At 69.6% G+C, this 25239-nt stretch carries 24 protein-coding genes; 12 read left to right on the top strand and 12 right to left on the bottom strand.

Annotated features, from left to right (window positions below; translation table 11 throughout):
* Window positions 1-52: 52 nt before the first annotated feature.
* The 7 genes from GVY41_RS05875 to GVY41_RS05845 form a co-directional block, all read right to left on the bottom strand.
* Window positions 53-844 (bottom strand): amino acid ABC transporter permease, encoded by a 792-nt coding sequence (locus GVY41_RS05875; RefSeq protein ID WP_161344469.1) that lies wholly within the window; start codon window positions 842-844, stop codon window positions 53-55.
* A gap of 16 nt (window positions 845-860) precedes the next feature.
* Window positions 861-1637, bottom strand: coding sequence for a transporter substrate-binding domain-containing protein (locus tag GVY41_RS05870; protein WP_161344471.1), 777 nt, complete (start codon window positions 1635-1637; stop codon window positions 861-863).
* A gap of 333 nt (window positions 1638-1970) precedes the next feature.
* Window positions 1971-3023 (bottom strand): HesA/MoeB/ThiF family protein, encoded by a 1053-nt coding sequence (locus GVY41_RS05865; RefSeq protein WP_161344473.1) that lies wholly within the window; start codon window positions 3021-3023, stop codon window positions 1971-1973.
* On the bottom strand, window positions 3020-3490 hold the full coding sequence (gene dut, locus GVY41_RS05860; RefSeq protein WP_161344475.1) for a dUTP diphosphatase: 471 nt from the start codon (window positions 3488-3490) through the stop codon (window positions 3020-3022). The genes GVY41_RS05865 and dut overlap by 4 nt, the downstream gene beginning before the upstream one ends.
* On the bottom strand, window positions 3487-4689 hold the full coding sequence (gene coaBC, locus GVY41_RS05855) for a bifunctional phosphopantothenoylcysteine decarboxylase/phosphopantothenate--cysteine ligase CoaBC (RefSeq protein WP_161344477.1): 1203 nt from the start codon (window positions 4687-4689) through the stop codon (window positions 3487-3489). Before coaBC ends, dut begins: the two co-directional genes overlap by 4 nt.
* Window positions 4690-4804: 115 nt before the next feature.
* Window positions 4805-5611: a ChaN family lipoprotein gene (locus GVY41_RS05850; RefSeq protein ID WP_161344479.1), complete on the bottom strand. Its 807-nt coding sequence runs from the start codon at window positions 5609-5611 to the stop codon at window positions 4805-4807.
* The gene (locus GVY41_RS05845; protein WP_161344481.1) at window positions 5608-6486 is read right to left on the bottom strand and encodes an RNA polymerase factor sigma-32; all 879 of its coding nucleotides are present in this window, start codon (window positions 6484-6486) and stop codon (window positions 5608-5610) included. The genes GVY41_RS05850 and GVY41_RS05845 overlap by 4 nt, the downstream gene beginning before the upstream one ends.
* Before the next feature lie 238 nt (window positions 6487-6724).
* On the opposite strand from GVY41_RS05845, the gene GVY41_RS05840 reads away from it, so the two are divergent.
* The gene (locus GVY41_RS05840; RefSeq protein ID WP_161344483.1) at window positions 6725-7600 is read left to right on the top strand and encodes a glutathione S-transferase; all 876 of its coding nucleotides are present in this window, start codon (window positions 6725-6727) and stop codon (window positions 7598-7600) included.
* A gap of 72 nt (window positions 7601-7672) precedes the next feature.
* Window positions 7673-9187 (top strand): YifB family Mg chelatase-like AAA ATPase, encoded by a 1515-nt coding sequence (locus GVY41_RS05835; protein WP_161344485.1) that lies wholly within the window; start codon window positions 7673-7675, stop codon window positions 9185-9187.
* Here GVY41_RS05835 and GVY41_RS05830 read toward each other — a convergent pair.
* From GVY41_RS05830 to rsmI, 4 genes are all read right to left on the bottom strand, one after another.
* A complete protein-coding gene (locus GVY41_RS05830) occupies window positions 9153-10079 on the bottom strand; it encodes an alpha/beta hydrolase (RefSeq protein WP_161344486.1) in 927 nt (308 codons plus the stop codon). The two genes, GVY41_RS05835 and GVY41_RS05830, sit on opposite strands and share 35 nt — an antisense overlap.
* 1 nt (window position 10080) lies before the next feature.
* Window positions 10081-11058, bottom strand: a complete 978-nt coding sequence (gene gshB, locus GVY41_RS05825; RefSeq protein WP_161344488.1) for a glutathione synthase — start codon at window positions 11056-11058, stop codon at window positions 10081-10083.
* Between the two features lie 79 nt (window positions 11059-11137).
* Window positions 11138-11494, bottom strand: a complete 357-nt coding sequence (locus GVY41_RS05820; protein WP_161344490.1) for a YraN family protein — start codon at window positions 11492-11494, stop codon at window positions 11138-11140.
* 28 nt (window positions 11495-11522) lie between these two features.
* Entirely contained in the window at window positions 11523-12539 is a 1017-nt protein-coding gene (gene rsmI, locus GVY41_RS05815; protein ID WP_161344492.1) for a 16S rRNA (cytidine(1402)-2'-O)-methyltransferase, read from the bottom strand.
* A gap of 106 nt (window positions 12540-12645) precedes the next feature.
* On the opposite strand from rsmI, the gene GVY41_RS05810 reads away from it, so the two are divergent.
* Genes GVY41_RS05810 through murJ form a run of 3 tightly spaced genes read left to right on the top strand, consistent with a single transcriptional unit; the run spans window position 12646 to window position 18194 of the window.
* Entirely contained in the window at window positions 12646-13836 is a 1191-nt protein-coding gene (locus tag GVY41_RS05810) for a penicillin-binding protein activator (protein WP_161344494.1), read from the top strand.
* Entirely contained in the window at window positions 13820-16615 is a 2796-nt protein-coding gene (locus GVY41_RS05805) for a [protein-PII] uridylyltransferase (RefSeq protein WP_373283270.1), read from the top strand. The genes GVY41_RS05810 and GVY41_RS05805 overlap by 17 nt, the downstream gene beginning before the upstream one ends.
* A 34-nt stretch (window positions 16616-16649) precedes the next feature.
* A complete protein-coding gene (murJ, locus tag GVY41_RS05800) occupies window positions 16650-18194 on the top strand; it encodes a murein biosynthesis integral membrane protein MurJ (protein WP_161344498.1) in 1545 nt (514 codons plus the stop codon).
* Here murJ and GVY41_RS05795 read toward each other — a convergent pair.
* Window positions 18185-18874, bottom strand: a complete 690-nt coding sequence (locus GVY41_RS05795) for a rhomboid family intramembrane serine protease (protein ID WP_161344500.1) — start codon at window positions 18872-18874, stop codon at window positions 18185-18187. The genes murJ and GVY41_RS05795 overlap by 10 nt on opposite strands.
* 89 nt (window positions 18875-18963) lie before the next feature.
* Here GVY41_RS05795 and trpS point away from each other — a divergent pair, with 89 nt between their 5' ends.
* From trpS to rimI, 7 genes are all read left to right on the top strand, one after another.
* On the top strand, window positions 18964-19992 hold the full coding sequence (trpS, locus tag GVY41_RS05790; RefSeq protein ID WP_161344502.1) for a tryptophan--tRNA ligase: 1029 nt from the start codon (window positions 18964-18966) through the stop codon (window positions 19990-19992).
* 707 nt (window positions 19993-20699) lie between these two features.
* Entirely contained in the window at window positions 20700-21659 is a 960-nt protein-coding gene (locus GVY41_RS05785) for a hypothetical protein (protein WP_229725956.1), read from the top strand.
* A 238-nt stretch (window positions 21660-21897) separates the two neighbouring features.
* Window positions 21898-22761 (top strand): branched-chain amino acid aminotransferase, encoded by an 864-nt coding sequence (locus GVY41_RS05780; RefSeq protein WP_161344505.1) that lies wholly within the window; start codon window positions 21898-21900, stop codon window positions 22759-22761.
* A gap of 84 nt (window positions 22762-22845) precedes the next feature.
* The gene (locus GVY41_RS05775; protein ID WP_161344507.1) at window positions 22846-23301 is read left to right on the top strand and encodes a universal stress protein; all 456 of its coding nucleotides are present in this window, start codon (window positions 22846-22848) and stop codon (window positions 23299-23301) included.
* A 202-nt stretch (window positions 23302-23503) separates the two neighbouring features.
* On the top strand, window positions 23504-24067 hold the full coding sequence (locus GVY41_RS05770; RefSeq protein WP_161344509.1) for a NifU family protein: 564 nt from the start codon (window positions 23504-23506) through the stop codon (window positions 24065-24067).
* 3 nt (window positions 24068-24070) lie between these two features.
* A complete protein-coding gene (gene tsaB / locus GVY41_RS05765; RefSeq protein ID WP_161344511.1) occupies window positions 24071-24727 on the top strand; it encodes a tRNA (adenosine(37)-N6)-threonylcarbamoyltransferase complex dimerization subunit type 1 TsaB in 657 nt (218 codons plus the stop codon).
* Window positions 24724-25146: a ribosomal protein S18-alanine N-acetyltransferase gene (gene rimI / locus GVY41_RS05760; RefSeq protein WP_161344512.1), complete on the top strand. Its 423-nt coding sequence runs from the start codon at window positions 24724-24726 to the stop codon at window positions 25144-25146. The genes tsaB and rimI overlap by 4 nt, the downstream gene beginning before the upstream one ends.
* The last annotated feature ends 93 nt before the right edge of the window (window positions 25147-25239 follow it).

Here is a 25239-nt window from a genome sequence, read left to right as displayed (position 1 = left end):
GGAACTCCTTGTTGGCTGGCACGCTAGGCAGGAGCGGCGGCAAGGTCCAGCCTCAACCCCTTTTCCGCAGCCGTGCTTCCAGCCGGCGCAGCAGCAAGGACAGGGTCAGCGTCATCGTCAGATAGACCAGCGCCACCATGTTGTAGGTCTCGAAATAGCGGAAGTTGCTGGCGGCGGCGAGCTTGCCAAGCTGGGTGACATCGGCGACGCCAAGTACCGAGACCAGCGAGGAATCCTTGACCATCGCCACCAGGTCATTGCCAAGCGGCGGCAGGATCACCCGGAAGGCCTGCGGGAACACCACCATGCGAAAGCGCATCCAACGCGTCAGGCCCAGGCTCTCGGCGGCTTCGATCTGGCCCTGGTCCACCGATTGCAGGCCCGCGCGAAAGATCTCGGCGAGGAAGGCGGAATAGGCCACCGTCAGCGCCAGCACCGCCCGCCAGAGCAGCGGCACGTCGCGGGTTTGCAGCGGCGGCAGGCCGAGATGGGCGGCGAGCCCGTTCCACCCCGCCACCGCCGCCGGAACCACCACGAAGGCCGTGTAGAGCAGCAGCACCAGGATCGGGATGCCGCGCACCACCTCGATGTAAAGCCGCGCCACCTGACGCAGGACGCGGGTCCGCGACAGCACCGCAAGGGCCAGCAGCAGGCCAAGGGCGCAGGCCGAGAGGTAGGCCACCGCCGTCACCAGCAGCGTGACGCCGACCCCGCGCCACAGGAGGTGCAGCACCTGCCGCTGCGCCGGGTCGGCAAAGGCCTGCCAGAACAGCCAAGCCCCGGCGGCCAGCACGAGGGCCAGCCACCAGGGGAACTCCTTGGCGGGGTCGCGGGGGGTCAGCATCGGGAGGGCTGAGGGGTCACTCGCCCATCTTGAAGTCGAGGAACCAGCGGGTGTTGAGCGCCTCCAGCGTGCCATCGGCGGCCATCTCGGCGATGGCGGCGTTAACCGGGGCGACGAGGTCCGAGCCCCTGGGGAAGATGAAGCCGAAATCCTCGGTCCCGAGCGGGGCGCCCACCAGCTTCAACGCGCCGTCCGACGCCGCGACATAGCCGTTGCCCGAGGTGCCATCGGTCAGCACCAGATCGACATCCCCGGCCCGGAGCGCGGCAACGCCCGCCCCGAAGGTCTCGAACAGCTTGATCCGCGGGTTGGCCTCATCCCCGTCCAGCACCTCATAGACGCCGACATAGAAGGGCGTGGTGCCGGGCTGCGCGGCCATCAGCAGGGCTTCGTCTGCGGCGAAGCCGGCGGCATCGGTGAAGCGGGCCTCATCACCACGCACCATCATTACCATTTCCGAGCGCATATAGGGGTCCGAGAAATCCACCATCTCCTTGCGGTCGTCGCGGATGGTGATGCCGGTCATGCCGATGTCGTATTGCGCCTCGGATATGGCGGGGATCATCGCGTCCCAGCTGGAATTCTCGTAGCGTACCACCATGTTCAGGCGCCTGGCGATCTCGTCCATCGCGTCATATTCCCAGCCGACGGCCTTGCCCGAGCTGTCGAGGAATTGCAGCGGCGGGTAGGCGTTTTCGGTGACGACCACCACCTCGCGGCCTGCAAGATCGGGCAAATCGGCGAGGGCGGGGGTGGCGAGCATCAGGGCGGCGAGGACGGCGAGGCGGCGCATCGGGATCTCCTGTCGGGGAAGGTTGGGGAGAGGGTAGGCCTGGCGCTGCGGGCTGTCCAGCGGGGGCGTTGTCGCTGGTAAAAGGCAAGTTGCCGCCGCTGGCGCCCTTCCCTCCGACTGTTCGGGCGGGAATAGGCGAGGCACTGCCTCGCCCCGCCCGCATGGGGCCTTTCACCCAGAACCGCTGGCAGCGAGAGACCGTGTGAGGACAGCGCCCGACCTGGCGGGCGGGCGCTGGCCGGGGGCTTTGGGCCCCCGTCCGTCTGGTTGACAGGGCGCCGCGTGGCGCAGGCGATGGCCTTCGCCAAGGGGAGGGCTACTGCCGGCCGGATGTCACCCCGCCGGATGCACGCCCCCGCACACGGCACACCCGGCCCGGCGTTTCAGCCCGACCGTCCGGTTCTCGCGCCACAGCGCGTCATAGATCAGCAGCCGCCCGCGCAGCGATTGCCCGGCGCCGGTGATCTCCTTGATCGCCTCTGCCGCCATCATCGCCCCGACAACGCCCGGCAAGGCGCCCATTACCCCGGCCTCGGCGCAGGCGGGGGCGAGGCCCTCGGCGGGGGCTTCGGGGAAGATGCAGGCATAGCAGGGCGCGCCGCTTGCGGGGTCGAACAGGCCGAGCTGCCCCTCCCATTGCGCGATGGCGCCGGAAATCAGCGGCTTGCCCGCCGCCACTGCCGCCGCGTTCACCAAGAGCCGCGTGGGGAAATTGTCGGAACCATCGAGGATCAGGTCATAGTCGGCAAACAGCGCCGGGGCCTCATCGGCCGTCAGCCGGCGGTTGTAGGGGCGCACCGTGACGAAGGGGTTCAGCGCGGTCATCGCCGCCTGGGCCGAGAACACCTTCGGCATCCCGATCCGCGCATCGCTATGGATCACCTGCCGCTGCAGGTTGGAGTTCGACACGGTGTCATCGTCGATCACCCCGATTGTCCCCACCCCCGCCGCCGCCAGATACAGCAGCGCCGGTGAGCCAAGGCCCCCTGCCCCGACCACCAGCACCCGCGCGCCCTTCAGCCGCCGCTGCCCGGCGCCGCCGACCTCGCGCAGCACGATATGGCGGGCGTAGCGGTCGAGCTCGGTGTCGGAGAACGGCCCGCTCGCGGGCGGCACCGGGGTGGCAACCGAGGCAAGCGCCCCCTTGCGCAACCGGCTGACCCCCGCCCGATATCCCAGCACCACCACCACCACCACGCCAAGCGCCAGCCAGCCGCGCAAGTTGCCGCCCGTCGCGCGCAGCAGGCCCGTGCCCTCGGGCAGCACCAGATGCGCCAGCACCACCGCCAGCCACAGCATCACCAGCATCAGCCCGATCAGCCGCCGCGGCAGCCCGGCCACATAGCCAAGCGCCACCAGCGCCAGCGCGGCCAGCAGCACCGTCATCGCTTGCCTGTGGAGCCGAAGCCGCCCGCGCCGCGCACGGTCTCGCCAAGCGCGCCCACGACCGCGAACCCCGCCTGCAGCACCGGCGCGACCACCAGCTGCGCGATGCGGTCGCCGTGCTGGATGGTATAGGGCTCGGTGCCAAAGTTGATCAGCAGCACTCCCAGCGGACCGCGATAATCGTTGTCGATCGTGCCAGGGGTGTTCGGCAGGCTGATCCCGTGCTTGAGCGCGAGGCCCGACCGCGGGCGGATCTGGAGCTCATACCCCTCCGGGATCTCCACCCGGATCCCGGTCGGCAGCACCGCGCGGCGCATCGGGTCCAGGATGAAGCCGGTCGCCCTGTCTTCGGGCCGCAGGTTGGCGCGGATGTCGGCGCCGGCCGATCCTGCGGTCTCATAGCTGGGCAGCGGCACCTCGCGGTCGGCCCAGTCCTCCCACAGCACCCGGATCTCTGGCGCGCTCATGCCAGCGCCTCGGCGATGCGGGCGGCGAGCTTGCGGGCCACAGCGTCCTTGGCCATCCGCGGCCATGTCTCGGCCGCCTCCGCCGTCAGCACCGTCACCGCATTCTCGCTGCCACCCATGATGCCGGTCGCGGGCGAGACATCGTTGGCGACGATCCAGTCGCAGCCCTTGCGGGCGCGCTTGGCGGTGGCATGGGCGATCACGTCATCGGTTTCGGCAGCGAAGCCCACCACCAGCCGCGGGCGGCCCTTGGCAAGCTGCGAGATGGTGGCGAGGATGTCGGGATTCTCGGCAAAGCTGAGGGCGGGCGGGGTGCCGCTGCCGTCCTTCTTCATCTTGCGGTCCGCGGCATTGGCGACGCGCCAGTCGGCGACGGCGGCGGCAAAGACCGCGGCCTCGGCCGGCAGAGCCGCCTCGACCGCCGCCAGCATCTGTTGCGCCGTTTCGACCTTCACCACGGTCACGCCCTGCGGCGGCGGCACCGTGGCGGGGCCGGTCACGAAGGTCACCTTTGCCCCCAGATCGCGCAGCGCGGCGGCCAGTGCCGTGCCCTGCGCACCAGACGAACGGTTGGCGATATAGCGCACCGGGTCGATGGGCTCATGCGTGGGGCCGGAGGTGACCAGCACATGCCGCCCCGCCAGCGGGCCAGCCCAGCCGCCGAGGATGCCTTCGATGGCCGCCACGATCTCCAGCGGTTCGGCCATCCGGCCCGGGCCATATTCGCCGCAAGCCATGTCGCCCTCGTTGGGGCCGACGGACAGGATGCCGTCGCCCGCCAGCACCGCCCGGTTGCGGACGGTTGCCGCGTGCTGCCACATCCGCACGTTCATGGCGGGCGCGATCAGCACCTGCGTGTCGGTCGCCAGCAGCAGGGTCGAGGCCAGATCATTTGCCAGGCCGCCCGCCATCTTGGCCATCAGGTCGGCGGTCGCCGGGGCGACCACCACAAGGTCGGCAGAGCGCGACAGCTGGATATGGCCCATCTCCGCCTCTGCGGTCAGGTCGAACAGGTCGCGGTGCACGTTCGCGCCCGCCAGCGCCGCAACGGACAGCGGCGTCACGAACTCCTCGGCCGCGCGGGTCAGCACCGGGGCGACGCTGGCGCCCCGCTCGCGCAGGCGGCGGATCAGGTCCAGCGCCTTGTAGGCGGCAATGCCGCCGCCGATGATCAGAAGGATGCGCTTGCCCGCCAGCATGTCTGCCTCCAGTCCTTGGCTCCACCCCAAGGGTCCGCCAAGGATTAGGGGCGCAGGGCGCGGATGACAACGCCCGGCAGACGGATTCAGGTGCCCGGCCGCGAAGGCGGCCGATTCAGTTGAACGCGGCGCAGGGGTCTTCGCGCGGGGTGGGCTCGGTCACGAGCCAGACGTCGAAAGGCTGGCCCGGCTCCACATCGCCCTCCGCCTCGATCTGGCCGACCGAAAGCACCGACAGCTCTGGCGCGGCGAGGGCCAGTGCCGCCGGAATGCCCCAGTCACGCCGGGCATGGCCCGATCCCGCGATCACCGCCACCGGGCCGCCGGTCTCGGCCGTCGCCTGCACCGCGGCGCGGGCCAGCGAGGCATCCCGCAGCCGCTGCGCCTCGACCATGCCCGGCATCATCTCGGCCGGCATGGCGTTGCAATGGGCAGCCATCTGGTCCGCCTCGCGGGCCGCCTGCTCCGCGGCGGGCAGCGGGGAGGTGAGTCCGAAGCGTTCGGCATCCGCGCCAAGGATAACCGCGGCGCCCTCGGTCACCGACCGGCGCACCTCGTCCCGCGGCAAGGCGGCGCCGTAGATCTTGGCCTCAGGGGCCGCGGTGAAGATGGGGTGATACATCGTGAAATCGGGCCAGCCCGAGGCCTCCCAGTCCAGCGCCGCGCCCAAGGCCGCCGCATCGCCGCGGTTCGCGTCGGTCACGGCCGCGGCCTGCTCCGGCGTCAGCATCTCGAACACCAGCGCGGCGGGGGCCAGCGCCGTCACCGCCTGCGCCTGATGGGCGTGGTGAACGGGGTTGTCATGCACCTCGCCCAGGATCACCACATCGGCGCGCAGATCGGCCAGGGCGTCCGGCCCAATCTGCTCGGCAAAGGCCGGCACGGCGCAGACGCACAGCGTCAGGATCAGGACATGTCTCATGCGAGGAAGTGATGCACTTCCTGGCTTTGGGCTTCAAGGCTCTTGCGCATCTTGGCGAAGGCCTGCGCCTCCAGCTGGCGGATACGCTCTTTCGACAGGCCAAGCTCTTCCCCCAGCGATTCCAGCGTCCGCGGCTCTGCCCGCAGCTTGCGCTCGCCGACGATATAGCGCTCGCGCGGGGTCAGCGCGCCCATCGCCCGGCCCAGCCAGATGCGCAGATGGCCGGCGTCATGCGCCTCGGCGACGGTCTCGGCGGCCTGCGGGCCGTCATCCTCCAGCGCCTCGATCCACTCGCGGCCCTCGTCGTCGGACGATTGCGTGGCGTTCAGCGAGAAGTCGGACCCGGCCAGCCGCCCCTCCATCATCTCGACATCGTGCAGCGGCACCCCGACCTCGCGGGCGATGCGGGCTCGCAGCTGGTGGCCGTCGAGCCGCTCGCCCTGCGCCTCGGCCTCGCGCTCCAGCCGCGCCTGCACCCGGCGCATGTTGAAGAACAGCGCCTTCTGGCTGCTGGTGGACCCGGTGCGCACCATCGACCAGTTGCGCATCACGTAATCCTGGATGCTGGCCTTGATCCACCACACCGCATAGGTTGAGAAGCGAACGCCCCGATCCGGGTCGAACTTGTCGGCGGCCTTCATCAGGCCAAGCCCTGCCTCCTGGATCAGGTCGTTCATCGGCGCGCCATAGCGGCGGAACTTCGACGCCATCGAGATGGCGAGGCGCATATAGGCCGTCACCAGCCGGTGCAGCGCCGCCTCATCCCGCCGGTCGCGCCAGGCGACGGCCAGTTGATGTTCGGTTTCGGCGTCCAGCAGCTCCGCCTTCATCGCCCGGCGGGGCAGAATGCCATCAGAATATCCATCCAGTGCCATGCGAGCTTCCCCTTCGTTTCCATCTCGGGTGGTCGGGTCAGGCGGTAGATGCAGGAATCGGTCTCTTCTTTCCTGACTATGCGGGATACGTTTCCCAGGCTGAACCGGATCACGCAAAAGTTCATGCTTTCGGCCGGTGGGGCCATCACCGCGCGTGATGGAATGCCGCACGAACAGGCATTTCCCAACGGGCCGGGGGGTGGATAGGTTCCGCGCAGCACAGCAAAGGGAAAACGCCATGACCTATCACCTCGCCATCGGCGATCGCACCTATTCCAGCTGGTCGCTGCGCGGCTGGCTGCTGTTCGAGAAATTCGGGATTCCGGTGAGCGTGGAAACCGCGGTTCTGTATACCGATGAGCTGCCGCGGCTGCTGGCCCGCTATGCCCCGGCGCGGCTGGTGCCGGCGATGCGGATGCCCGACGGCGAGGTGGTCGGCGAGACGCTGGCGATGGCCGAAACGCTGGCGGAGCGGCATCCGGAGGCGGGGATCTGGCCGACCGATCCGGCGGCACGGGCGCTGGCACGGTGGCTCTGCGCCGAGATGCATGCAGGCTTTGGCGCGCTGCGCGGCGATTGCGCGATGAACCTGGCGAAGAGCTACCAGGACAGCGCCCCGCGGCCCGAGGTTCTGGCCGATCTGGCGCGGATCGAGGAGATCTGGGCGCTGGCGCGGGACCGCTTCGGCGCGGGCGGGCGGTGGCTGTTCGGCACCTACACCGCAGCGGATGCCTTCTTCGCCCCCGTCGCGGCGCGGATCGCCGGCTACAACCTTCCGGTGGGGGCGGCCTCGGCCGACTATGTCGCGGCGCATCTGGCCGACCCTGCCTTCCGGCGCTGGCGGGCGATGGGCTGGGCCCAGCATCTGGAGCAGGCAGCCTATCGCAAGCCCTATCCCGAGCGTCCTTGGCCCGGCCCCGCACCGTTGGCGGCGACCGTGGCCGAAGGGCCGTCGGTCAACGCCGCCTGCCCCTATTCCGGCAAGCCGGTCACCGACTTCCTGCAACTGGGCGGCAAGGTCTGGGGCTTCTGCAACCCCTTCTGCCGCGACAAGACACTGGCCGATCCCGAGGTCTGGCCGAAGTTCATGGCGATGGTGCAGGCGGAAGGCTGAAGCGGCGTTAACCATTCTTAAACCGATCCTTCCCTAAGGGTTAACGACGGGGGCCGTTGGGGGTGAAGGCGAATGGTGGCACGGGCCTATACGGTGGCCTTCGAGGGGGTCGAGGCGCGCATCGTCGAGGTGCAATGCGCGCTGACCCCGGGCCTGCCGGGCTTCACCGTCGTCGGGCTGGCCGACAAGGCGGTGTCCGAGGCGCGGGAGCGGGTGCGGGCGGCTCTCTCCGCCCTCTCCATCGCGCTGCCGTCGAAGAAGATCACCGTCAACCTCTCGCCCGCCGACCTGCCCAAGGAAGGCTCGCATTTCGACCTGCCGATCGCGCTGGCGCTGCTGGCCGCCATCGAGATCCTGCCGCGCGAGGAGGTGGAGAACACCGTGGCGCTTGGTGAGCTGTCGCTGGACGGCCGCCTCGTCCCGGTGATCGGCGCCCTGCCCGCCGCGATGGCTGCGGCCGCCGAGGGCCGGATGCTGATGTGCCCCAAGGCCTGCGGCGCCGAGGCGGCCTGGGTCGGCGCCACGCAGGTCATCGCCCCCGCCAGCCTGACCGAGGCGATCCGCCATTACACCGGCCAGTCGCCGCTGCTGCCCGCCGAACCGGGCGAAGTGGTGGCGGACACCGGCGCCCGCGACCTGCGCGACGTGAAAGGCCAGGAACGCGCCCGCCGCGCGCTGGAGATTGCAGCGGCGGGGCGGCATCATGTGCTGATGGTCGGCTCCCCCGGCTCCGGCAAGTCGATGCTGGCGGCGCGGATGCCGGGGATCTTGCCGCCGCTGTCGGCGGCCGAGGCGCTGGAAACCTCGATGATCCACTCGCTGGCGGGGCTGCTGTCCGAAGGTGGCATCTCCCGCACAAGGCCCTACCGCGACCCCCACCACACCGCCTCGATGGCCGCGATCATCGGCGGCGGCCGCGGCGCGAAACCCGGCGAGATCAGCCTTGCGCATAATGGCGTGCTGTTCCTCGATGAACTGCCGGAATTTCCCCGGCAGGTGCTCGAAACCCTGCGCCAGCCGCTGGAGACCGGCGAGGTGATGGTGGCCCGCGCCAATGCCCATATCCGCTATCCCTGCCGCTTCCTGCTGGTCGCCGCCGCCAACCCCTGCAAATGCGGCTATCTCGCCGACCCCGCCCGCGCCTGTGCCCGCGTTCCGGCCTGCGGCGAGGATTACCTCGGCCGCATTTCCGGCCCGCTGATGGACCGCTTCGATCTGCGGGTCGAGGTGCCGCCCGTCGCCTATACCGACCTCGACCTGCCCGCTTCGGGCGAGGGCTCGGCCGAGGTCGCCGCCCGCGTCGCCGCTGCGCGCGATCTGCAGACCGCCCGCTACGCGGCCGCCCCGGGGGTGCGCGTCAACGCCGATACCGAGGGCGCGGTGCTGGAGGAGGTGGCGAGCCCCGATGCCGAGGGCCGGGCGCTGCTGTCGATGGTGGCGCAGCGCTTCGGCCTCTCGGCCCGCGGTTATCACCGGGTGCTGCGGGTGGCGCGGACGATTGCCGATCTGGAAGGGTCCGAGGCTGTGCGCAAACCGCATGTGGCCGAGGCGGTCAGCTTCCGGCTGACGCTGTCGGTTCCGGCCTGAACAGCCCGGCGCGAATCGCGGCAGCGGCGACCCGCAGCGCCGCCCGCGCCTCGGGCACCCAGCCGTCGAACAGCTGGCAGACATGCGGCACGCCCGGCAGCAGCTGCAGATCGACCGCCGCGCCAAAGCCGCGCAGCCGCTCCGCCAGCCGCAGCGAATCGTCCAGCAAGATCTCGGTGCTGCCGACCTGCAGCAGCACCGGCGGCGCGCCCGGAAATTCCGCGAACAGCGGCGAGGCGCCGGGATCACCCGCCGGATGCCCCTGCAGATACATCTGCGCCACATCGGCCAGCCGCGCCGCCGGCAGCATCGGGTCGGCGCGGGCATTCCTGCGGATCGATTCGCCCGACCCGGTCAGGTCCGACCAGGGCGAGAACCCATAGACAAACCCCGGCACCGTGCCCGCCGCATAAAGCCGCGCCAGCAGCGCGAAGGCGAGCCCGCCGCCGGCGCTGTCGCCGCCAAGCGCAATCCGCTCCGGCGCATAGCCCCGCGCCAGCAGCCCGGCAAAGGCCGCCTCGGCATCCTCCAGCGCGGCGGGAAACGGATGTTCGGGCGCCAGCCGGTAGGCGGGCGCGAAGACCTCAAGGCCCGAGAGCCGCGACAGCCGCCCCAGCATCGCCTGATGGGTCCGCGGCGAGCCCGCGACAAAGGCCCCGCCATGCAGGTGCAAGATGGCATGGCCCGGCGCCACCCGCCCGGCGGAGATGCGCAGCCCCGGCACGCCGCAAAGCGGCGCATCCAGCACCAGCAGATGCGGCGGCGCGCGGAACATCCAGCGCGCGCCCCTCTCCATCATCGCCCGCGCCAGCACCGGATCGCGCATCCGCGCCAGCGCCGGCTTGGTACCAAGCCGCAGCGCCGTGTTCAGCAGGCCCAGGTGCCGGCTCATGTCAGCCGCCGCGCTTCGCCTCGATCACCTGCCAGATCCGCTCGGCGGTATTGGTGCCGTCGAAGCGCTCCAGCTCCTGGATGCCGGTGGGCGAGGTCACGTTGATCTCGGTCAGCCAGTCGCCGATCACGTCGATGCCGACGAAGACCTGGCCCTTTTCCTTCAGCACCGGCGCCAGACGCGCGCAGATTTCCAGATCCCGCGCCGTCAGCCCGATCTTCTCGGGCCGCCCGCCGACATGCATGTTCGACCGCGTCTCGCCCTCGGCCGGCACCCGGTTGATCGCGCCCACCGGCTCGCCATCCACCAGGATGATCCGCTTGTCGCCCTTGCTGACATCGGGGACGAATTTCTGCGCAATCAGCGGCTCGCGGCTCATCGAGGTGAACAGCTCATGCAGGCTGGCAAGGTTGCGGTCATTCGGGTCGAGCCGGAACACCCCCGCCCCGCCATTGCCGTAAAGCGGCTTGAGGATGATGTCGCCATGCGCCGCCTTGAACGAGCGGATCGCGGCCAGATCGCGGGCGATCAGCGTCGGCGGCGTCAGGTCGGGGAAGTTCAGCACCAGGAGCTTCTCGGGCGAGTTGCGCACCCAGAACGGGTCATTGACCACAAGCGTCGCCGGATGGATCCGCTCCAGCAGGTGCGTCGTGGTGATATAGCCCATGTCGAAGGGTGGATCCTGCCGCAACCAGACCACATCCCATTCGGCCAGGTCGATCTCGGTCTCGGCGCCCAGCGTGTAGTGGTTCCCGACCTCGCGCCGCACCGTCAACGGCCAGCCCCGCGCCAGCACCCGGCCCTCGCGGTAGGACAGCTTGTCGGGCGTGTAGTAGAACAGCTCATGCCCCCGCGCCTGCGCTTCCAGGGCGATGCGGAAAGTGCTGTCCGCCTCGATGTTGATCGGGCCGATCGGATCCATCTGGATCGCGACTTTCAGCCTTTTGGGCAAGCCTGTGGGCAAGGATGTCAGGGCCATGCGCGCCTCCTCATGTGCTGCGCCCTTGATGGATCAGCGGCGCGGCAGTTGCAAGGAAGGCGGGGAAGACGCCTCGCGGTCAGTACTCTCCGAAGGCATTCTCGATGATGTCGATCCGGCCAAAGCCATCGACCAGCGCTACATCGAAGCGCATCTCGGTATTCTGGCCGAGCGGTTCACCGGCAACGAAGGCGGCGGCAGACCGGCAGATCCGGTCCATCTGCCGCCGCGACAGACGCTCGGCAGCGCGCGCGAAGCTGGAGGATTTCTTGACCTCGACAAAGACCAGCGCGTTGCCCTCGCGGGCGATCAGGTCGATCTCTCCGCCCGGGCCGCGCCAGCGCCGCGCCGCAATCGGGCGGCCGCTGCGCTGGTAATGCGCGGCGACCTGCGCTTCGGCGGCGAGCCCGCCGTGATAGGAAACCTGCCCGCCCATACCGTCCTCCGTTCCGGCGCCAGCGCGCCTAGTCTTCAGTCCCCAGCCGCAGCGCGGCCTGATAGACCTCACGTTTGGGCAGGCCCAATGTCTCGGCGACCGCCGCCGCAGCATCCTTCAGCCGCATCCGGGTCAGCGCGTCCTTCAGCGCTGCTTCCAGATCGGCGCCGTCCGCCTTGCGCCCGCGCGCCCGGTCGATCACCACCACGATCTCGCCCTTCACGGCACGGTCCGCAAAATCGGCGGCCAGCGTGGCAAGCGGCCCGCGCGTCACCTCTTCGAAGCGTTTGGTCAGTTCCCGGCACACCGCCGCTTCCCTCTCGCCTCCGAAGCTTTGCACAAGCGCCCCTAACAAATCGCTAATCCGTTTTGGCGATTCATACAGGATCACCGTCGCCGCCACCGGCGCCAGATCCTCGAGCCAGCGCAGCCGGGCGCTGGCGGTGGAGGGTGCAAAGCCGGCGAACAGGAACCGGTCCGAGGGCAGGCCCGACACGGTCAGCGCCGCCAGCACGGCCGAGGGGCCGGGCGCAGCCAGCACCTTGTGGCCGGCCTCGATCGCGGCGCGGCCGAGCTGGTAGCCGGGGTCGGCGACCAGCGGCGTTCCGGCCTCCGACGCATAGGCGACGGCCTTGCCCATCGCCAGCGCGCGCAGGATGCGCGGCCGCATCTGCTCGCCGTTATGGTCGTGATAGGCGAGGATCTGCCGGTCCCCCAGCGGCACGCCGTGGATGTCCATCAGGTGGCGCAGGGTCCGCGTATCCTCGGCCGCGATCAGGTCGGCGCCGGCCAGAATGTCGAGCGCGCGCAGGGTGATGTCGCGCGCCGCCCCGATGGGGGTCGCGAGGAAATGCAGCCCGGGTTCAATGGGTTTGAGCGCGGGGCTATGGGTGTGGCGCGGGCCGGGGCTGGCCTCGAGACCCGCAGCTGGCGGCAGGTCGGCATCCGTCCCCTCGACCGGCTCAATCGCGTCCTCAGGAGGCTCTGCGCTCGCCGAACCCGGTTCGGACTCGTTCAGCGGCACGGGCTTTGCTTCGCCGGTCATCATCGCTCCAGTCCTGGTGCAAGTTGCCTTCCGGTCCGGGAACGCATAGGTTCATCGCGCGTTGCCGCCCTGCCCTTCCATGCCCGGGACCACAAGGATCGCTTTCATGTTCGCCGTTTTCCGCACCCCCCGCAAGCCATTGACCCGCCCCCTTGCCCGCATTGCCGCGCTGGTTTCGGCCTTCTGGGTCGCTGCCTGCGACCCGATTGCCACCGGCAGCACCGGCCCCTCGATCAACACCGATGCCCCGGTTCCGGTGGCCCTGCTGGTCCCCGGCGGCTCTGGCAGCTCGGGCGACGAGCTGATCGCGCGCAGCCTGCGTCAGGCCGCGCAGCTGGCCGTGTCGGACCTGCAGGGCGCGCAGATCGACCTCAGGGTCTATGACACCGGCCCCTCGGCGGCCGGGGCCGCCTCTGCTGCCACACGGGCGGTGGATGAGGGCGCGAAGATCATCCTCGGCCCGGTCTATGCCGAGGCGGCGAATGCCGCGGGCGTTGCCGTTGCGGGGCGCGGCGTGAACGTGCTGTCGTTCTCGAACAACCCCGACATCGCCGGCGGCAACGTCTTCGTGCTGGGGCCGACCTTCCAGAACACCGCGAACCGGCTGGTCTCCTACGCCGCCGGGCAGGGCCGCGGCCGCATCATGGTGGTGCATGACCGCAACGCCAGCGGCGAGGCCGGCAAGCGCGCCATCGAATCCGCCATCGGCAATTCGCGTGGGGCCTCGCTGGCCGGCACCGGGTCCTACGACTTCTCGCAAGAGGGCGTCGTTGCCGCGGTCCCGAACATCGTGTCCACCGCCCGCGACTCGGGCGCGCAATCGATGTTCTTCACCGCCGACACCGCCGGCGCGCTGCCGCTCTTGGCGCAACTGCTGCCCGAGGCCGGGCTGGACCGTGAAACGACGCGCTTCATCGGCCTGACCCGCTGGGACATTCCGGCCGCCACGCTGGCGCTGCCGGGCGTTCAGGGCGGCTGGTTCGCCCTGCCCGATCCGACGCTGAACCAGCAGTTCCAGTCGCGCTATCAGTCCGCCTTCGGCGAGGCGCCGCATCCGATTTCCGGCCTTGCCTATGACGGCATCGCCGCCATTGGCGCGCTGGTGAAGGCCGGCAAGGCCGATGCGCTGACCACCTCGGCGCTGACCCAAGGCTCGGGCTTCGTCGGCGTCAGCGGCATCTTCCGCCTGCGCTCGGACGGCACCAATGAACGTGGGCTCGCCGTGGGGCAGGTCCGCAACAACCAGGTTTACGTGATTGACCCTGCCCCAAGAAGCTTCGGTGGTGCCGGGTTCTGACCCGGCGCTGCCCGCAGCCCCTCTCGTCCCATCGACACCGCTGACCAGCACAGCGCCCGGCCTTGATGCCGCGGCGCTGTGTTCGGCGCTGGATGCCCTGCTGTCGGCGCCGAAGGGCGACACCCCACCGCGTACGCTGGCGGTGCAGCACCTGATCGAGGCCCGCCGCGAATGCTCGGCGCGGATCGAGGCGGAGTTCGCCACCCATCCCCGCGCCGCCGGCCCCACCGTCCGCGCCTATGCGGCGCTGACCGATGTCATCGTGCGCGCGGCGTTCCACGTCGCCACCCGCCACCTGCACCCGCTGCCGAACCCGACCGAGGGCGAGCGGCTGGCGGTGATCGCCGTGGGGGGCTATGGCCGGGCCGAGATGGCGCCGCAGTCGGATGTGGACCTGCTGTTCCTGACCCCGTGGAAGATCACCGGCTGGGCCGAGAGCGTCATCGAATCCATACTCTACATGCTGTGGGACATGCGGCTGAAGGTTGGCCATGCCAGCCGCACCGTGAAGGACTGCCTGCGCCTTGGGGCCGAGGACATCACCATCCGCACTGCGCTGCTGGAGCATCGCTTCCTGTCCGGCGACGTGCGGCTGGCCACTGAACTCCACCAGCGGCTGCGGGACGAGCTGTTCCGCGGCACCGGCCCGCAATTCATCGAGGCCAAGCTTGCCGAACGCGCCGAACGCCACCGGCGGCAAGGTGGCCAGCGCTATGTGCTGGAGCCCAATGTCAAGGAGGGCAAGGGCGGGCTGCGCGACCTGCAGACGCTCTACTGGATCGCCAAGTACCTGCACAATGTCGAGGAGGTGTCGGAACTCGTCGGCACCGGCCTGTTCTCGGCCGAGGAATACCTGCAATTCGAGCAGGCCGAGGATTTCCTCTGGGCGGTGCGCTGCCATCTGCATCTGCTGGGCGGGCGCGCCGTCGATCAGCTGACCTTCGACATGCAGGTCGATGTCGCGCAGCGCATGGGCTATGAGGATCGCGCCGGCCGCCGCGGGGTCGAGCTGTTCATGCAGGAATATTTCCGCGAGGCCACCAAGGTGGGGGAGCTGACGCGGATCTTCCTGACCGGCCTGGAAGCGCGGCACGTCAAGAAGGTGCCGCGGCTGGAAGGCCTGTTCCGCCGCCGCAAGAAGGTGCGCCCCGGCTACCGGATCGACCTCAACCGCCTGAATGTCGAAGATCCCAAGGCCTTCCTGGCCGACAACCTGAACTTCCTGCGCATCTTCGACGAGGCGCTGCGCACGGGCTATCTGATCCATCCCGATGCGATGCGGCTGGTGGCGGCGAACCTGCCGCTGATCGACGATGCCATGCGCGAGGCGCCCGAGGCGGCCGAGATTTTTCTCGACCTGATGCTCAAGCACGGTAACCCGGAACGCGCCCTGCGCCGGATGAACGAGCTTGGCGTGCTAGGGGCCTATATCCCCGAGTTCGAGCCGATCGTGGCAATGATGCAATACAACGTCTATCACCACTACACGGTGGACGAGCATATCATCCAATGCATCGCCACGCTGGACCGCATCGAAAGCGGCGAACTGGTCGAGGAGCTGCCGCTGTCCTCCTCCATCCTCAAGGAGGGGGTGAACCGCCGCGTCCTCTATGTCGCGCTGTTCTTGCATGACATCGGCAAGGGCCGGCCCGAGGATCATTCGGTCGTCGGCGCGCAGATCGCCCGCCGCGTCGCGCCCCGGCTGGGGTTGAACGCCGAAGAGGCCGAGACGGTGGAATGGCTGGTGCGCTATCACCTGTTCATGTCCGACGTGGCGCAGAAGCGCGACCTGTCGGACCCGCGGACCCTGCGCGACTTTGCCAAGGCGGTGAAGACCAAGAAGCGGCTGGACCTGCTGACGGTGCTGACGGTCTGCGACATCCGCGGCGTCGGCCCCGGAACCTGGAACAACTGGAAGGCGATGCTGCTGCGCCGCCTGCACAGCCTGGCCAGCATCGCCCTGGAAGACGGGCTCGAGGCGCTGAACCGCGACCGCGGCGAGGAGGAGAGCAAGCAGCACCTGCGCGAGGCGCTGGCTTTCTGGCCCGCGGACAAGATCGAGGCCGAGATCGGCCGCCATTACGGCCCCTACTGGCAGGCGCTGTCCACCGAAGGCCATGTCATCTTCGCCCGCCTGCTCGACGGGCTGCGCGATGACGAGATCCGCATCGACCTGATGCCCGATCCCGACCGCGACGCCACCCGCGCCTGTTTCGCGCTGACCGACCATCCGGGCATCTTCTCGCGCCTTGCCGGCGCGCTGGCGCTGGTCGGCGCCAACGTGGTGGATGCCCGCACCTATACCTCCAAGGACGGCTATGCCACGGCGGTGTTCTGGGTGCAGGACATCGAGGGCCGCCCCTACGAGGCCAGCCGCCTGCCCCGCCTGCGCCAGATGATCGAAAAGACCCTGCGCGGCGAAGTGGTGGCGCGCGAGGCGCTGAAGGACCGCGACAAGGTCAAGAAGCGCGAGCGCGGCTTCAAGTTCCCCACCTCGATCGCCTTCGACAACGAGGGCTCGGACATCTACACCATCATCGAGGTCGATACCCGCGACCGGCCCGGCCTTCTGTATGATCTGACGCGGACGCTGGCGGCCAGCAATATCTACATTGCCAGCGCCGTGATTGCGACCTATGGCGCGCAGGTGGTGGATACCTTCTACGTGAAGGACATGTTCGGGCTGAAGCTGCATGTGAAGTCCAAGCAGGAGGCGCTGGAGCGCAAGCTGCGGCAGGCGATCACCGAAGGCGTGGAGCGGGCCCGGGCGGCAGATTGAACGGCGGCGGAAGCGCTGCGATTTGGGGGCGGCGATGAGACCCGTGCGGCTGATCCGCGGTTTCCTGACGGTGGGCGGCTGGACGCTTGGCAGCCGCCTTGTCGGCTTCATCCGCGACGTGATGATCGCGGCCTTCGTCGGCGCGGGGCCGGTGGCCGAGGCCTATCTGATCGCCTCGTCCCTGCCCAACATGTTTCGCCGGTTCTTTGCCGAAGGCGCGTTCAACACTGCCTTCGTGCCGATGTTCTCCAAACGGCTGGAGGCGGGCGAGGACCCCAAGGCCTTTGCCGAAGAGGCGCTGGCCGGGCTGGCGACGGTGGTGATCGGCGTGTCCATCGTGGCGATGGCGGCGATGCCCTGGCTGGTGCTGGCGATGGCCTCGGGCTTTGCGCAGGACGAACGGCTGGGGCTGGCCACGCTCTATGGCTGGATCTGCTTTCCCTATATCCTGTTCATCTCGGTCGCGGCGCTGCTGTCGGGGCTGCTGAACGCCGGCGGGCGGTTCATCGCCGCCGCCGCGGCGCCGGTGCTGATGAACGTGGTGCTGATCGCGGCGATGCTGCTGGCCTATGTCCAAGGCTGGGACATGGGCCTCGCGATGAGCTGGTCGATGCCTGTCGCGGGCATCGCGCAGGCCGGGATGCTGTGGGTCGCCGCGGCGCGGATGGGCTTTCCCCTGCGCCTGCGCCGCCCGCGGCTGTCGCCCGACATGCGACGGCTGCTGTCCATCGCCTTTCCGGCGGTGCTGGCAGGCGGCGTGGTGCAGATCAACCTTCTGGTCGGCCGTCAGGTCGGCAGCTTCTTCGACGGCGCCATCGCCTGGCTGTCCTATGCCGACCGGCTGTATCAGCTGCCGCTGGGAGTGGTCGGCATCGCCATCGGCATCGTGCTCTTGCCCGACATCTCGCGCCGCCTGCGCGCCGGCGATACGGAAGGCGGCCGCCACGCGCTCAGCCGCGGGGCGGAGTTCGCGCTGATCCTGACGGTGCCGGCCGCCGTCGCGCTGATGGTGATCGCCGGGCCGCTGATCTCTGTCCTGTTCCAGCGCGGCGCCTTCACCGCGGCCGAGGTGGCGCCGACCGCCCTCGCGCTGGCGATCTACGGCGCGGGCCTTCCAGCCTTCGTGCTGCAAAAGGTGGTCCAGCCGCTGTATTTCGCCCGCGAGGATACCCGCCGCCCCTTCCGCTATGCGCTCAACTGCATGGCGGTGAATGCGGTCGTCGCCATCGGCCTTGCCCCGTTGATCGGCTTCAGCGCCGCCGCGCTGGCGACCACCATTGCCGGTTGGGTGATGCTGGCGCAGCTGTGGTGGGGCACCCGCGACATGGGCGAGGCCGCGCGCTTCGACGACCGCCTGCGCCGCCGCCTGCCGCGGATCGTGTTGGCCTCGGCCGTGATGGGGCTGGCACTTTGGGGCGGCCAGCATCTGCTGGGCGAGGCGCTCTACACCCCCACACAGCGCTATGGCGCGCTGGCGCTGCTCGTCCTCGGCGGCATGGCCACCTATGCGCTGGCCGCCTTCGCCACCGGCGCCTTCCGCCCGTCGGACGTGAAGGCCGGGCTGCGCCGTCAGCGCTGACGCAGCATCCGCACCGTCCGCTGCCAGCCGCCCGGGCTGACGACGAAGGACAGCAAGAACCCGGCGACGAAGCCCGCGATCTCGGCCACCCAGGACCAGCCGCCCGCCCCGAACAGCAGGCCGAACACCAGCTGGAAGGCCAGCAGGAAGCCGATCAGCGTGAAGGCCCGGTAGCGGTTGGCATTCACCGCCCCCAGCCGCGCCCAGAGGATATAGGAAAACGCCCCGATCATCCCGTAGACGGCCGGATAGCCACCGTAGAGCGGCTGCACGTCGAAGGGGAGCAGACTGTAGACCAACGCCCCCGTGATCGCCGCGGCGAAGAACACCGTCAGCACCGCCCAGGCCCGGAACACCTCGCCCACCATCTTGCCAAGCGCCAGCAGGAACACCGACACGAACAGCGCATGGGTGATGTCGCCATGCACGAACGGATAGGTCACGAAGCGCATCATCTGCTCGGGCGGGAAGATCCGGTTTTCCAGCAGCACCTTGAAGATGCCGGGCGCGAAGCTGAACTTCTGCAGCGCCTCCAGCCGCCAGCCCGCCGCTTCCGGCCCGCCGACAAAGCCGCTGCCCCCCGCGCTCAGCACCAGTTCCATCGCCACCACCGGCAGCAGCAGCAGCCAGATCACCGGCGGGATCGGGTTCAGCGGGGATTCGTCATGACCAGGGCGCATTGCCGTCTCCGTTTGGGGTGCCCCGCATTGACGGGCCATGCCCCCAGCGATAAGCGAGCCCTGCAGGAATATCCAGACGGAGAGGCGACATGACAGCCACCGCTTTCACCCCCCGCATCTTTTCGGGCATCCAGCCCTCGGGCGGGCTGACGCTGGGCAACTACCTTGGCGCCCTGAAACGCTTTGCCGAAAAGCAGGATGAGGGGATCCAGACGATCTATTGCCTCGTCGACTTGCACGCGATCACCGTCTGGCAGGACCCCGAGCGCCTGCGCCAGCAAACGCGCGAGGCGGCGGCGGGCTTCATGGCGTCGGGCATCGACCCGGCGCGGTCGATCCTGTTCAACCAGAGCCAGGTATCGGCCCATGCCGAGCTTGGCTGGATCCTCAACTGCGTCGCCCGCCTCGGTTGGATGAACCGCATGACCCAGTTCAAGGACAAGGCCGGCAAGAATGCCGAACATGTCAGCCTTGGCCTCTATGCCTACCCGTCGCTGATGGCCGCCGACATCCTTGTCTATCACGCCACCCATGTGCCGGTCGGTGACGACCAGAAGCAGCATGTGGAGCTGACGCGCGACATCGCCGCCAAGTTCAACCATGACTATGGCGTGGACTTCTTCCCCGCGCCCGAGCCGGTGATCGAAGGCGCGGCGACGCGGGTGATGAGCCTGCGCGACGGCACCAAGAAAATGTCGAAATCCGATCCCTCGGATGCCAGCCGCATCAACCTGACCGACGATGCCGATACCATCGCCCAGAAGATCCGCAAGGCCCGCACCGATGCCGAACCGCTGCCCGACACGCTGGAAGGGCTGAAGGACCGGCCCGAGGCGCGCAACCTCGTGAACATCTACGCCGCGCTGTCGGGGATGACGGCCGAGGCGGTGGTGACGGAGTTTGCCGGGCAAGGCTTCGGCACCTTCAAACCGGCGCTGGCCGATCTGGCGGTGGCCAAGCTCTCGCCGATCAGCCTTGAGATGACCCGGCTGATGGCCGACCCCGCCGAGATCGACCGGATTTTGGGTGAGGGCGCCGACCGGGCCGAGGCCATCGCCCGCCCGATCCTCGACCGGACACTGGACATCGTCGGCATGGTGCGGTCACGCCGCGGCTGACCGGCGCCACGCCGCCCGGCGGCGGCGAGGAGGCCCGCCCCGGCAACGGCGGCGCGGGACGGCGATCTGCAAACCCGCCGCTCTCGCGCCCGCCGCGCAGCCACCCTGCGCTACCGGGCCAGCGCCGGCCGGGCGAGGATGCGGCGAAGCCCGCCGCCCCGGAACCGCCGCCGGTGACCCGCGGCGAGCGCCTTCCCGCCACGCCCCTGCTGTTGACCTCGCCGCTGCCAGCCGCTTCCCGCGGGCGGCCCGCCCCCCTGCAAGCCCCGCTTTCAGAAAGGCCCCCGCCCGTCACCCGCGGCGAGCGCGCACGGACGGAATTCCCGCCACCTGCCACCTCTCCGCGGCCATCCCTCGGCGGCGATCCCTCGCCCCGACCAGCGCCGCCCCCGCCACCTGCCGCTGCCAACCCGCGGCCATCCGTCGGCGGCGCGCCCGCGCACCCCACCTTTGCCGCCCCGCCGTCCCCCGCGCCGCTGCTTCTGACCTCGCCGCTGTCCGCCTCTCCCACGTCTGCTCCTCCCCAAGGCTCCCGCCCGCGGCGTCCCGGGCCCGGTGCCCCCCCGCCACGCCGCCCCCTCGCCGCCCTCGGCGCCGGCTTCCGCCTCGCCGCCCGCCGCATCCTGCTGCTGATCCTGCTGGCCTCGCTGGCCCTCTCCGGCCAGTCCCTCGCCACCATCGCCCGCAGCCCCGGCATCGCCCCCTTCATGGACCGCGGCGCCGACAGCATCGATGCCGCGATGGAGCGCGCACTGGCCAAGGAAGCCACGCCCGAGCGCATCGAAACCTTGCTGCGCACACAACTGGCCGAGGAGGACCGCAACTGGCTGGCGATCCGCGCCATCGAGGGCGTGGCCGCCGAACGCGGCCTGCCTCTTCCCCCCGATCTGGGCGCCGATCTGGCCGCAGCGTGGGAGCAAGACAGCGGCTTCTGGGCCACAGCCGGCGGTTGCCTCGCCTGCGCCTATGATCCCGCAGAGTGCACCCTGTCGGCGGAACTGCTCTGCCAGGCGCCGATGGTGGCGACCCCGCTGGGGGACATCGCCGGCGTTGCGAAGGAGGGGCTTGCCTACTCCACCGGCGGCGAGGTGGACGAGATCAACCTGGCCCTGTCGCTGGTCGGCCTCGGCGCGGTCGCGCTGGTGGTGGCGACAGGCGGATCGTCGGCCACCGTCAAGATCGGCGCCAGCGTCGCCAAGCTGGCGCGGCGGATGGGGCTGGTCTCGCCGCGGCTTGGCGCACTGGCCAGCGACGCGCTGCGCCACGGGGTGGACTGGGCGCGGGTGCCGTCCGTGCGCGGCGCGGATGATCTGGCGGCCGTGCTGCGCCCGGACCGTTTCGCGCCGCTGGTCGCTGTCGCGTCCGATCTTGGCCGCACCAGCCGCACGCTTGGCACCACCGATGCGCTGCACCTTCTGCGCTACGTCGATGACGCGCCGGACGCCCGGCGCATCGCCAATGCCGCCGAGGCCTTGGGGCCGAAAACCGTGGGCCGGATGGAGGTTCTGGGCAAATCCCGCTTCCTGCGCGCCACGGTGCGGCTGTCGAACCTCACGGTTCAGCTGTTTGCCGGGATCATCGGCCTGCTGCTGTCGGCCGCCTCGCTGCTTGGCTCCAGCCTCTCGTCACTCGCGCTTCGTGGATTGCGCCGGGCAGCACGGGGTTGAGGCGCGGCTGACCCTACGTCGCAAAACGGAATCATTGGTCCGCTAACCTGCCCCTGTTCCGAAGCCGAATCCCCCATCGGAATGCAATCGTACCGGACCGGCAGGCCAGCCCGATCCCCCGGCACACCGCACAGCCCCTGCGGTGCCTGCCGGTCCGGTCCTTTGCACCCCACTCCGGCACTGGACCCGGCGCCGGCGCGGTGATTAACTCCGCGCCGTTCGCAAGGGGATACCGGCTATGGCATTTGGCACAAACATCCGCACCTGGTTCGAGGGTCGCTGGCACGAGGGCGACATCCCGGTGATGCGCGCCGCCGATCACGGCATCTGGCAAGGCTCCAGCGTCTTCGACGGCGCCCGCTATTTCGAGGGCGTGGCCCCGGATCTGGCGGCGCATTGCGCCCGCGTGAACCGCTCGGCCGATGCGCTGATGATCGAGCCCACCATCGATCCCGAGACCATGCTGGAGATCGCCCGCGAAGGCCTGCGCGCCTATGGCAAGGATCAGGCGGTCTATGTGCGCCCCATGTACTGGGCGATTCACGGGTCCGAGCTTGGCGTGGCACCGGCGCGGGGCGAAACCGGCTTTGCGCTCTGCCTCGAAGAGGTTGCGATGCCGGCCGCCACGGCCAGCACCACGCTGACCACCACCCAGTTCCGCCGCCCGGTGCTGGCCGACAATGTCTGCAACGCCAAGGCCGGCTGCCTGTATCCCAACAACGCGCGGATGCTGGTGGAGGCGCAGCGCAAGGGCTTTGGCAATGCGCTGGTGCAGGACGCGATGGGCAATGTCGCCGAAACCGCCACCGCCAATGTGTTCATGGTCAAGGACGGCGAGGTGTTCACCCCCATCCCCAACGGAACCTTCCTGTCCGGCATCACCCGCGCGCGCCACATCGCCAACCTGCGCGCCGATGGCGTGACGGTGCATGAAACCGTTCTGACGCTGGAGGATTTCCGCGGCGCCGACGAGGTGTTCCTGTCGGGCAACTTCGCCAAGGTCACCCCCGTCGCGGCCTTCGAGGATCGCAGCTACGGCCCCGGCCCGGTGACGAAACGGGTGCGCGCGCTTTACTGGGACTGGGCGCATTCGGCAGCCTGAGTCCGTAGCCTGACCCGCGGGGGCGCAGCGCCCCCTTGCGCCGCGCCCCCCGGATCGGCGATGATCGGGTGAAGGGGAACAACCATGCGTAAATTTCTGGTCGTGCTCGACGAGACCCGCGAATGCCTGAACGCCATGCGCTTCGCCGCGATGCGGGCCTCGCATTCGGGCGGAGGGGTGATCATCCTGTCGGTGATCCCGCCCGAGGAATACCAGCACTGGATCGGCGTGGCCGAGCTGATGCGGCAAGAGGCGCGCGAGCGCATCGAGGCGCATTTCGAGGTCTTCGCCAAATGGATGCGCGACCGGCAGGGGGTGGACCCCGAGCTGATCATCCGCGAGGGCGAACCCGCGACCGAGATCCTGGCGGTGATCCAGGAAGACCCGCAGATCGGCATCCTGGTGCTGGGGGCGGGCAGCGACAAGTCGGGGCCGGGGCCGCTGGTGTCGCAGTTGACCCGCAGTGCCGGGAACATGCCCTGCCCGATGACCATCGTGCCGGGGGACATGTCCAAGGAGCGGCTGGAGTCGATTACCTGAGCTCGATGACCTGAGGGGGGAAGCGGGGGGCTGCGCGCCCCCCGCACCCCTGCGCCCGGGAGGGGTTTTCCACCCCTCCCGGGACCCTCCCAGAGGATATTTTGAAAAGGCAAAGCCGGGGCGTCCAGATTAGAATGGTTCCAAACCTTGACTTGGGGCCCCGCGGGGCGCATATCTGCCGCTGACCTCCGGAGGCTTGCCCATGTTCATCCAGACCGAATCCACCCCGAACCCCGCCACGCTGAAGTTCCTGCCGGGGCAAACCGTGCTGGAGATGGGCACCGCCGATTTCCCCACCCCCGACACCGCCGTCAAATCCCCGCTCGCGCGGCGGATCTTTGCGGTCAGCGGCATCACCGGCGTGTTCTTCGGCACCGATTTCGTCACCGTGACCAAGGCCGAGGATGTGGCCTGGGAGCATGTGAAGCCGGCGATACTTGGCGCGATCATGGAGCATTTCCAGTCCGGCGCGCCGGTGCTGGAGGGTGAAGGCGCCCCGGCGGGCGGCCATGCCGCACATGACGGCGCCGATGGCGAGATCGTCAACCAGATCAAGGAATTGCTCGACACCCGCGTGCGGCCCGCCGTGGCGCAGGATGGCGGCGACATCACCTTCCACGGCTTCGACCGCGGCGTGGTCTATCTGCACATGCAGGGCGCCTGCGCCGGCTGCCCCTCCTCGACCCTGACGCTGAAGATGGGGATCGAGAACCTGCTGCGCCATTACATCCCCGAGGTTATCGAGGTGCGGCCGGTGGCCGTCTGAGCCTTGGCTGCTCCACTTATCCTGGCCTTCGACACATCGGCCGCGCATTGCGCGGCCGCTTTGCTGCGCGGCGATGACGTTTTGGCGGCGCGGCTGGAGCCGATGGCCAAGGGCCAGGCCGAACGGCTGATGCCGCTGCTGGAGGAGCTGCTGGCCGAGGCGGGCGCCACCTGGCGCGATCTGGATGCGGTCGCCGTGGGCATCGGCCCGGGCAACTTCACCGGCATCCGGATTTCCGTGGCCGCCGCGCGCGGGCTGGCGCTGTCGCTGCATATCCCCGCCATTGGCGTCGGCACGCTGGAGGCGCTGGCGCTGGACCTGCCGCGCCCCGTGCTGGCGGTCACCGATGCGCGGCGCGGCGAGGTCTATGCGCAGGGCTTCGGTGCGGGGCCCGCCGAACCGCGGCTGATGACGGCCGAAGCGTTGGTCGCGGACCTGCCGCCGGGTCTCGCGCTGGTTGGCGACGGCGCGGCCGTGCTGCAAGCCCTGCGCCCGGATTTGCGCGACCTCCCCCCCGCCAGGCCCTTCGCCGAGGCCCTCGCCCGCATCGCCGCCGCCCGCCTTGCCAGCGGCGAGCCGCAGCCCCGCCCCGCGCCCCTGTACCTGCGCAGCGCCGATGCCGCCCCCGCCGCCGACCCGCCGCCGGTGCTGCTGCCGTGACGCCCGAGGCCCTTGCCGCGCTGCACGCCGCCTGCTTCACCGTGCCGCGGCCCTGGACGGCTGCGGAGTTCACGGAGCTGCTGGCCCGCCAGGGCACCTTCCTGCTGCCAGAACCTGCCGGCTTCCTGCTCGGCTGCGCGCTGGCGGGCGAGGCGGAACTGCTGACCCTTGCCGTTGCCCCGGACGCGCGCCGCGCCGGCACCGGGGCGCGGCTGGTGGCGCAGTTTCTGGCCGAAGCTGCGGCCCGGGGCGCGGAAACCGCGTTTCTGGAGGTGGCGGAGGACAACCACGCTGCCCGCGCGCTCTACGAACGGGCCGGCTTTGCGCAGGCCGGCCGCCGCCGCGACTATTACCGCCACCCGGGTGGCACCGCCACCGACGCGCTTGTGATGACGCGGGCGATTGGCGCGCAAGCGTGAAGCACCGGGCGCGCCGCCCCCCTACAAGTCCTTGAGAGCCGGGGCAGATGCCGCGAATAGCTATTGACCGCTTTCCCGAACCCGGCCCTAATT

The organism is Frigidibacter albus (assembly GCF_009908165.1).
Taxonomy (GTDB): Bacteria; Pseudomonadota; Alphaproteobacteria; order Rhodobacterales; family Rhodobacteraceae; genus Frigidibacter; species Frigidibacter albus.
Note: the sequence above shows the minus strand (reverse complement) of the source record. Positions and strands in the feature narration are given on the sequence as shown.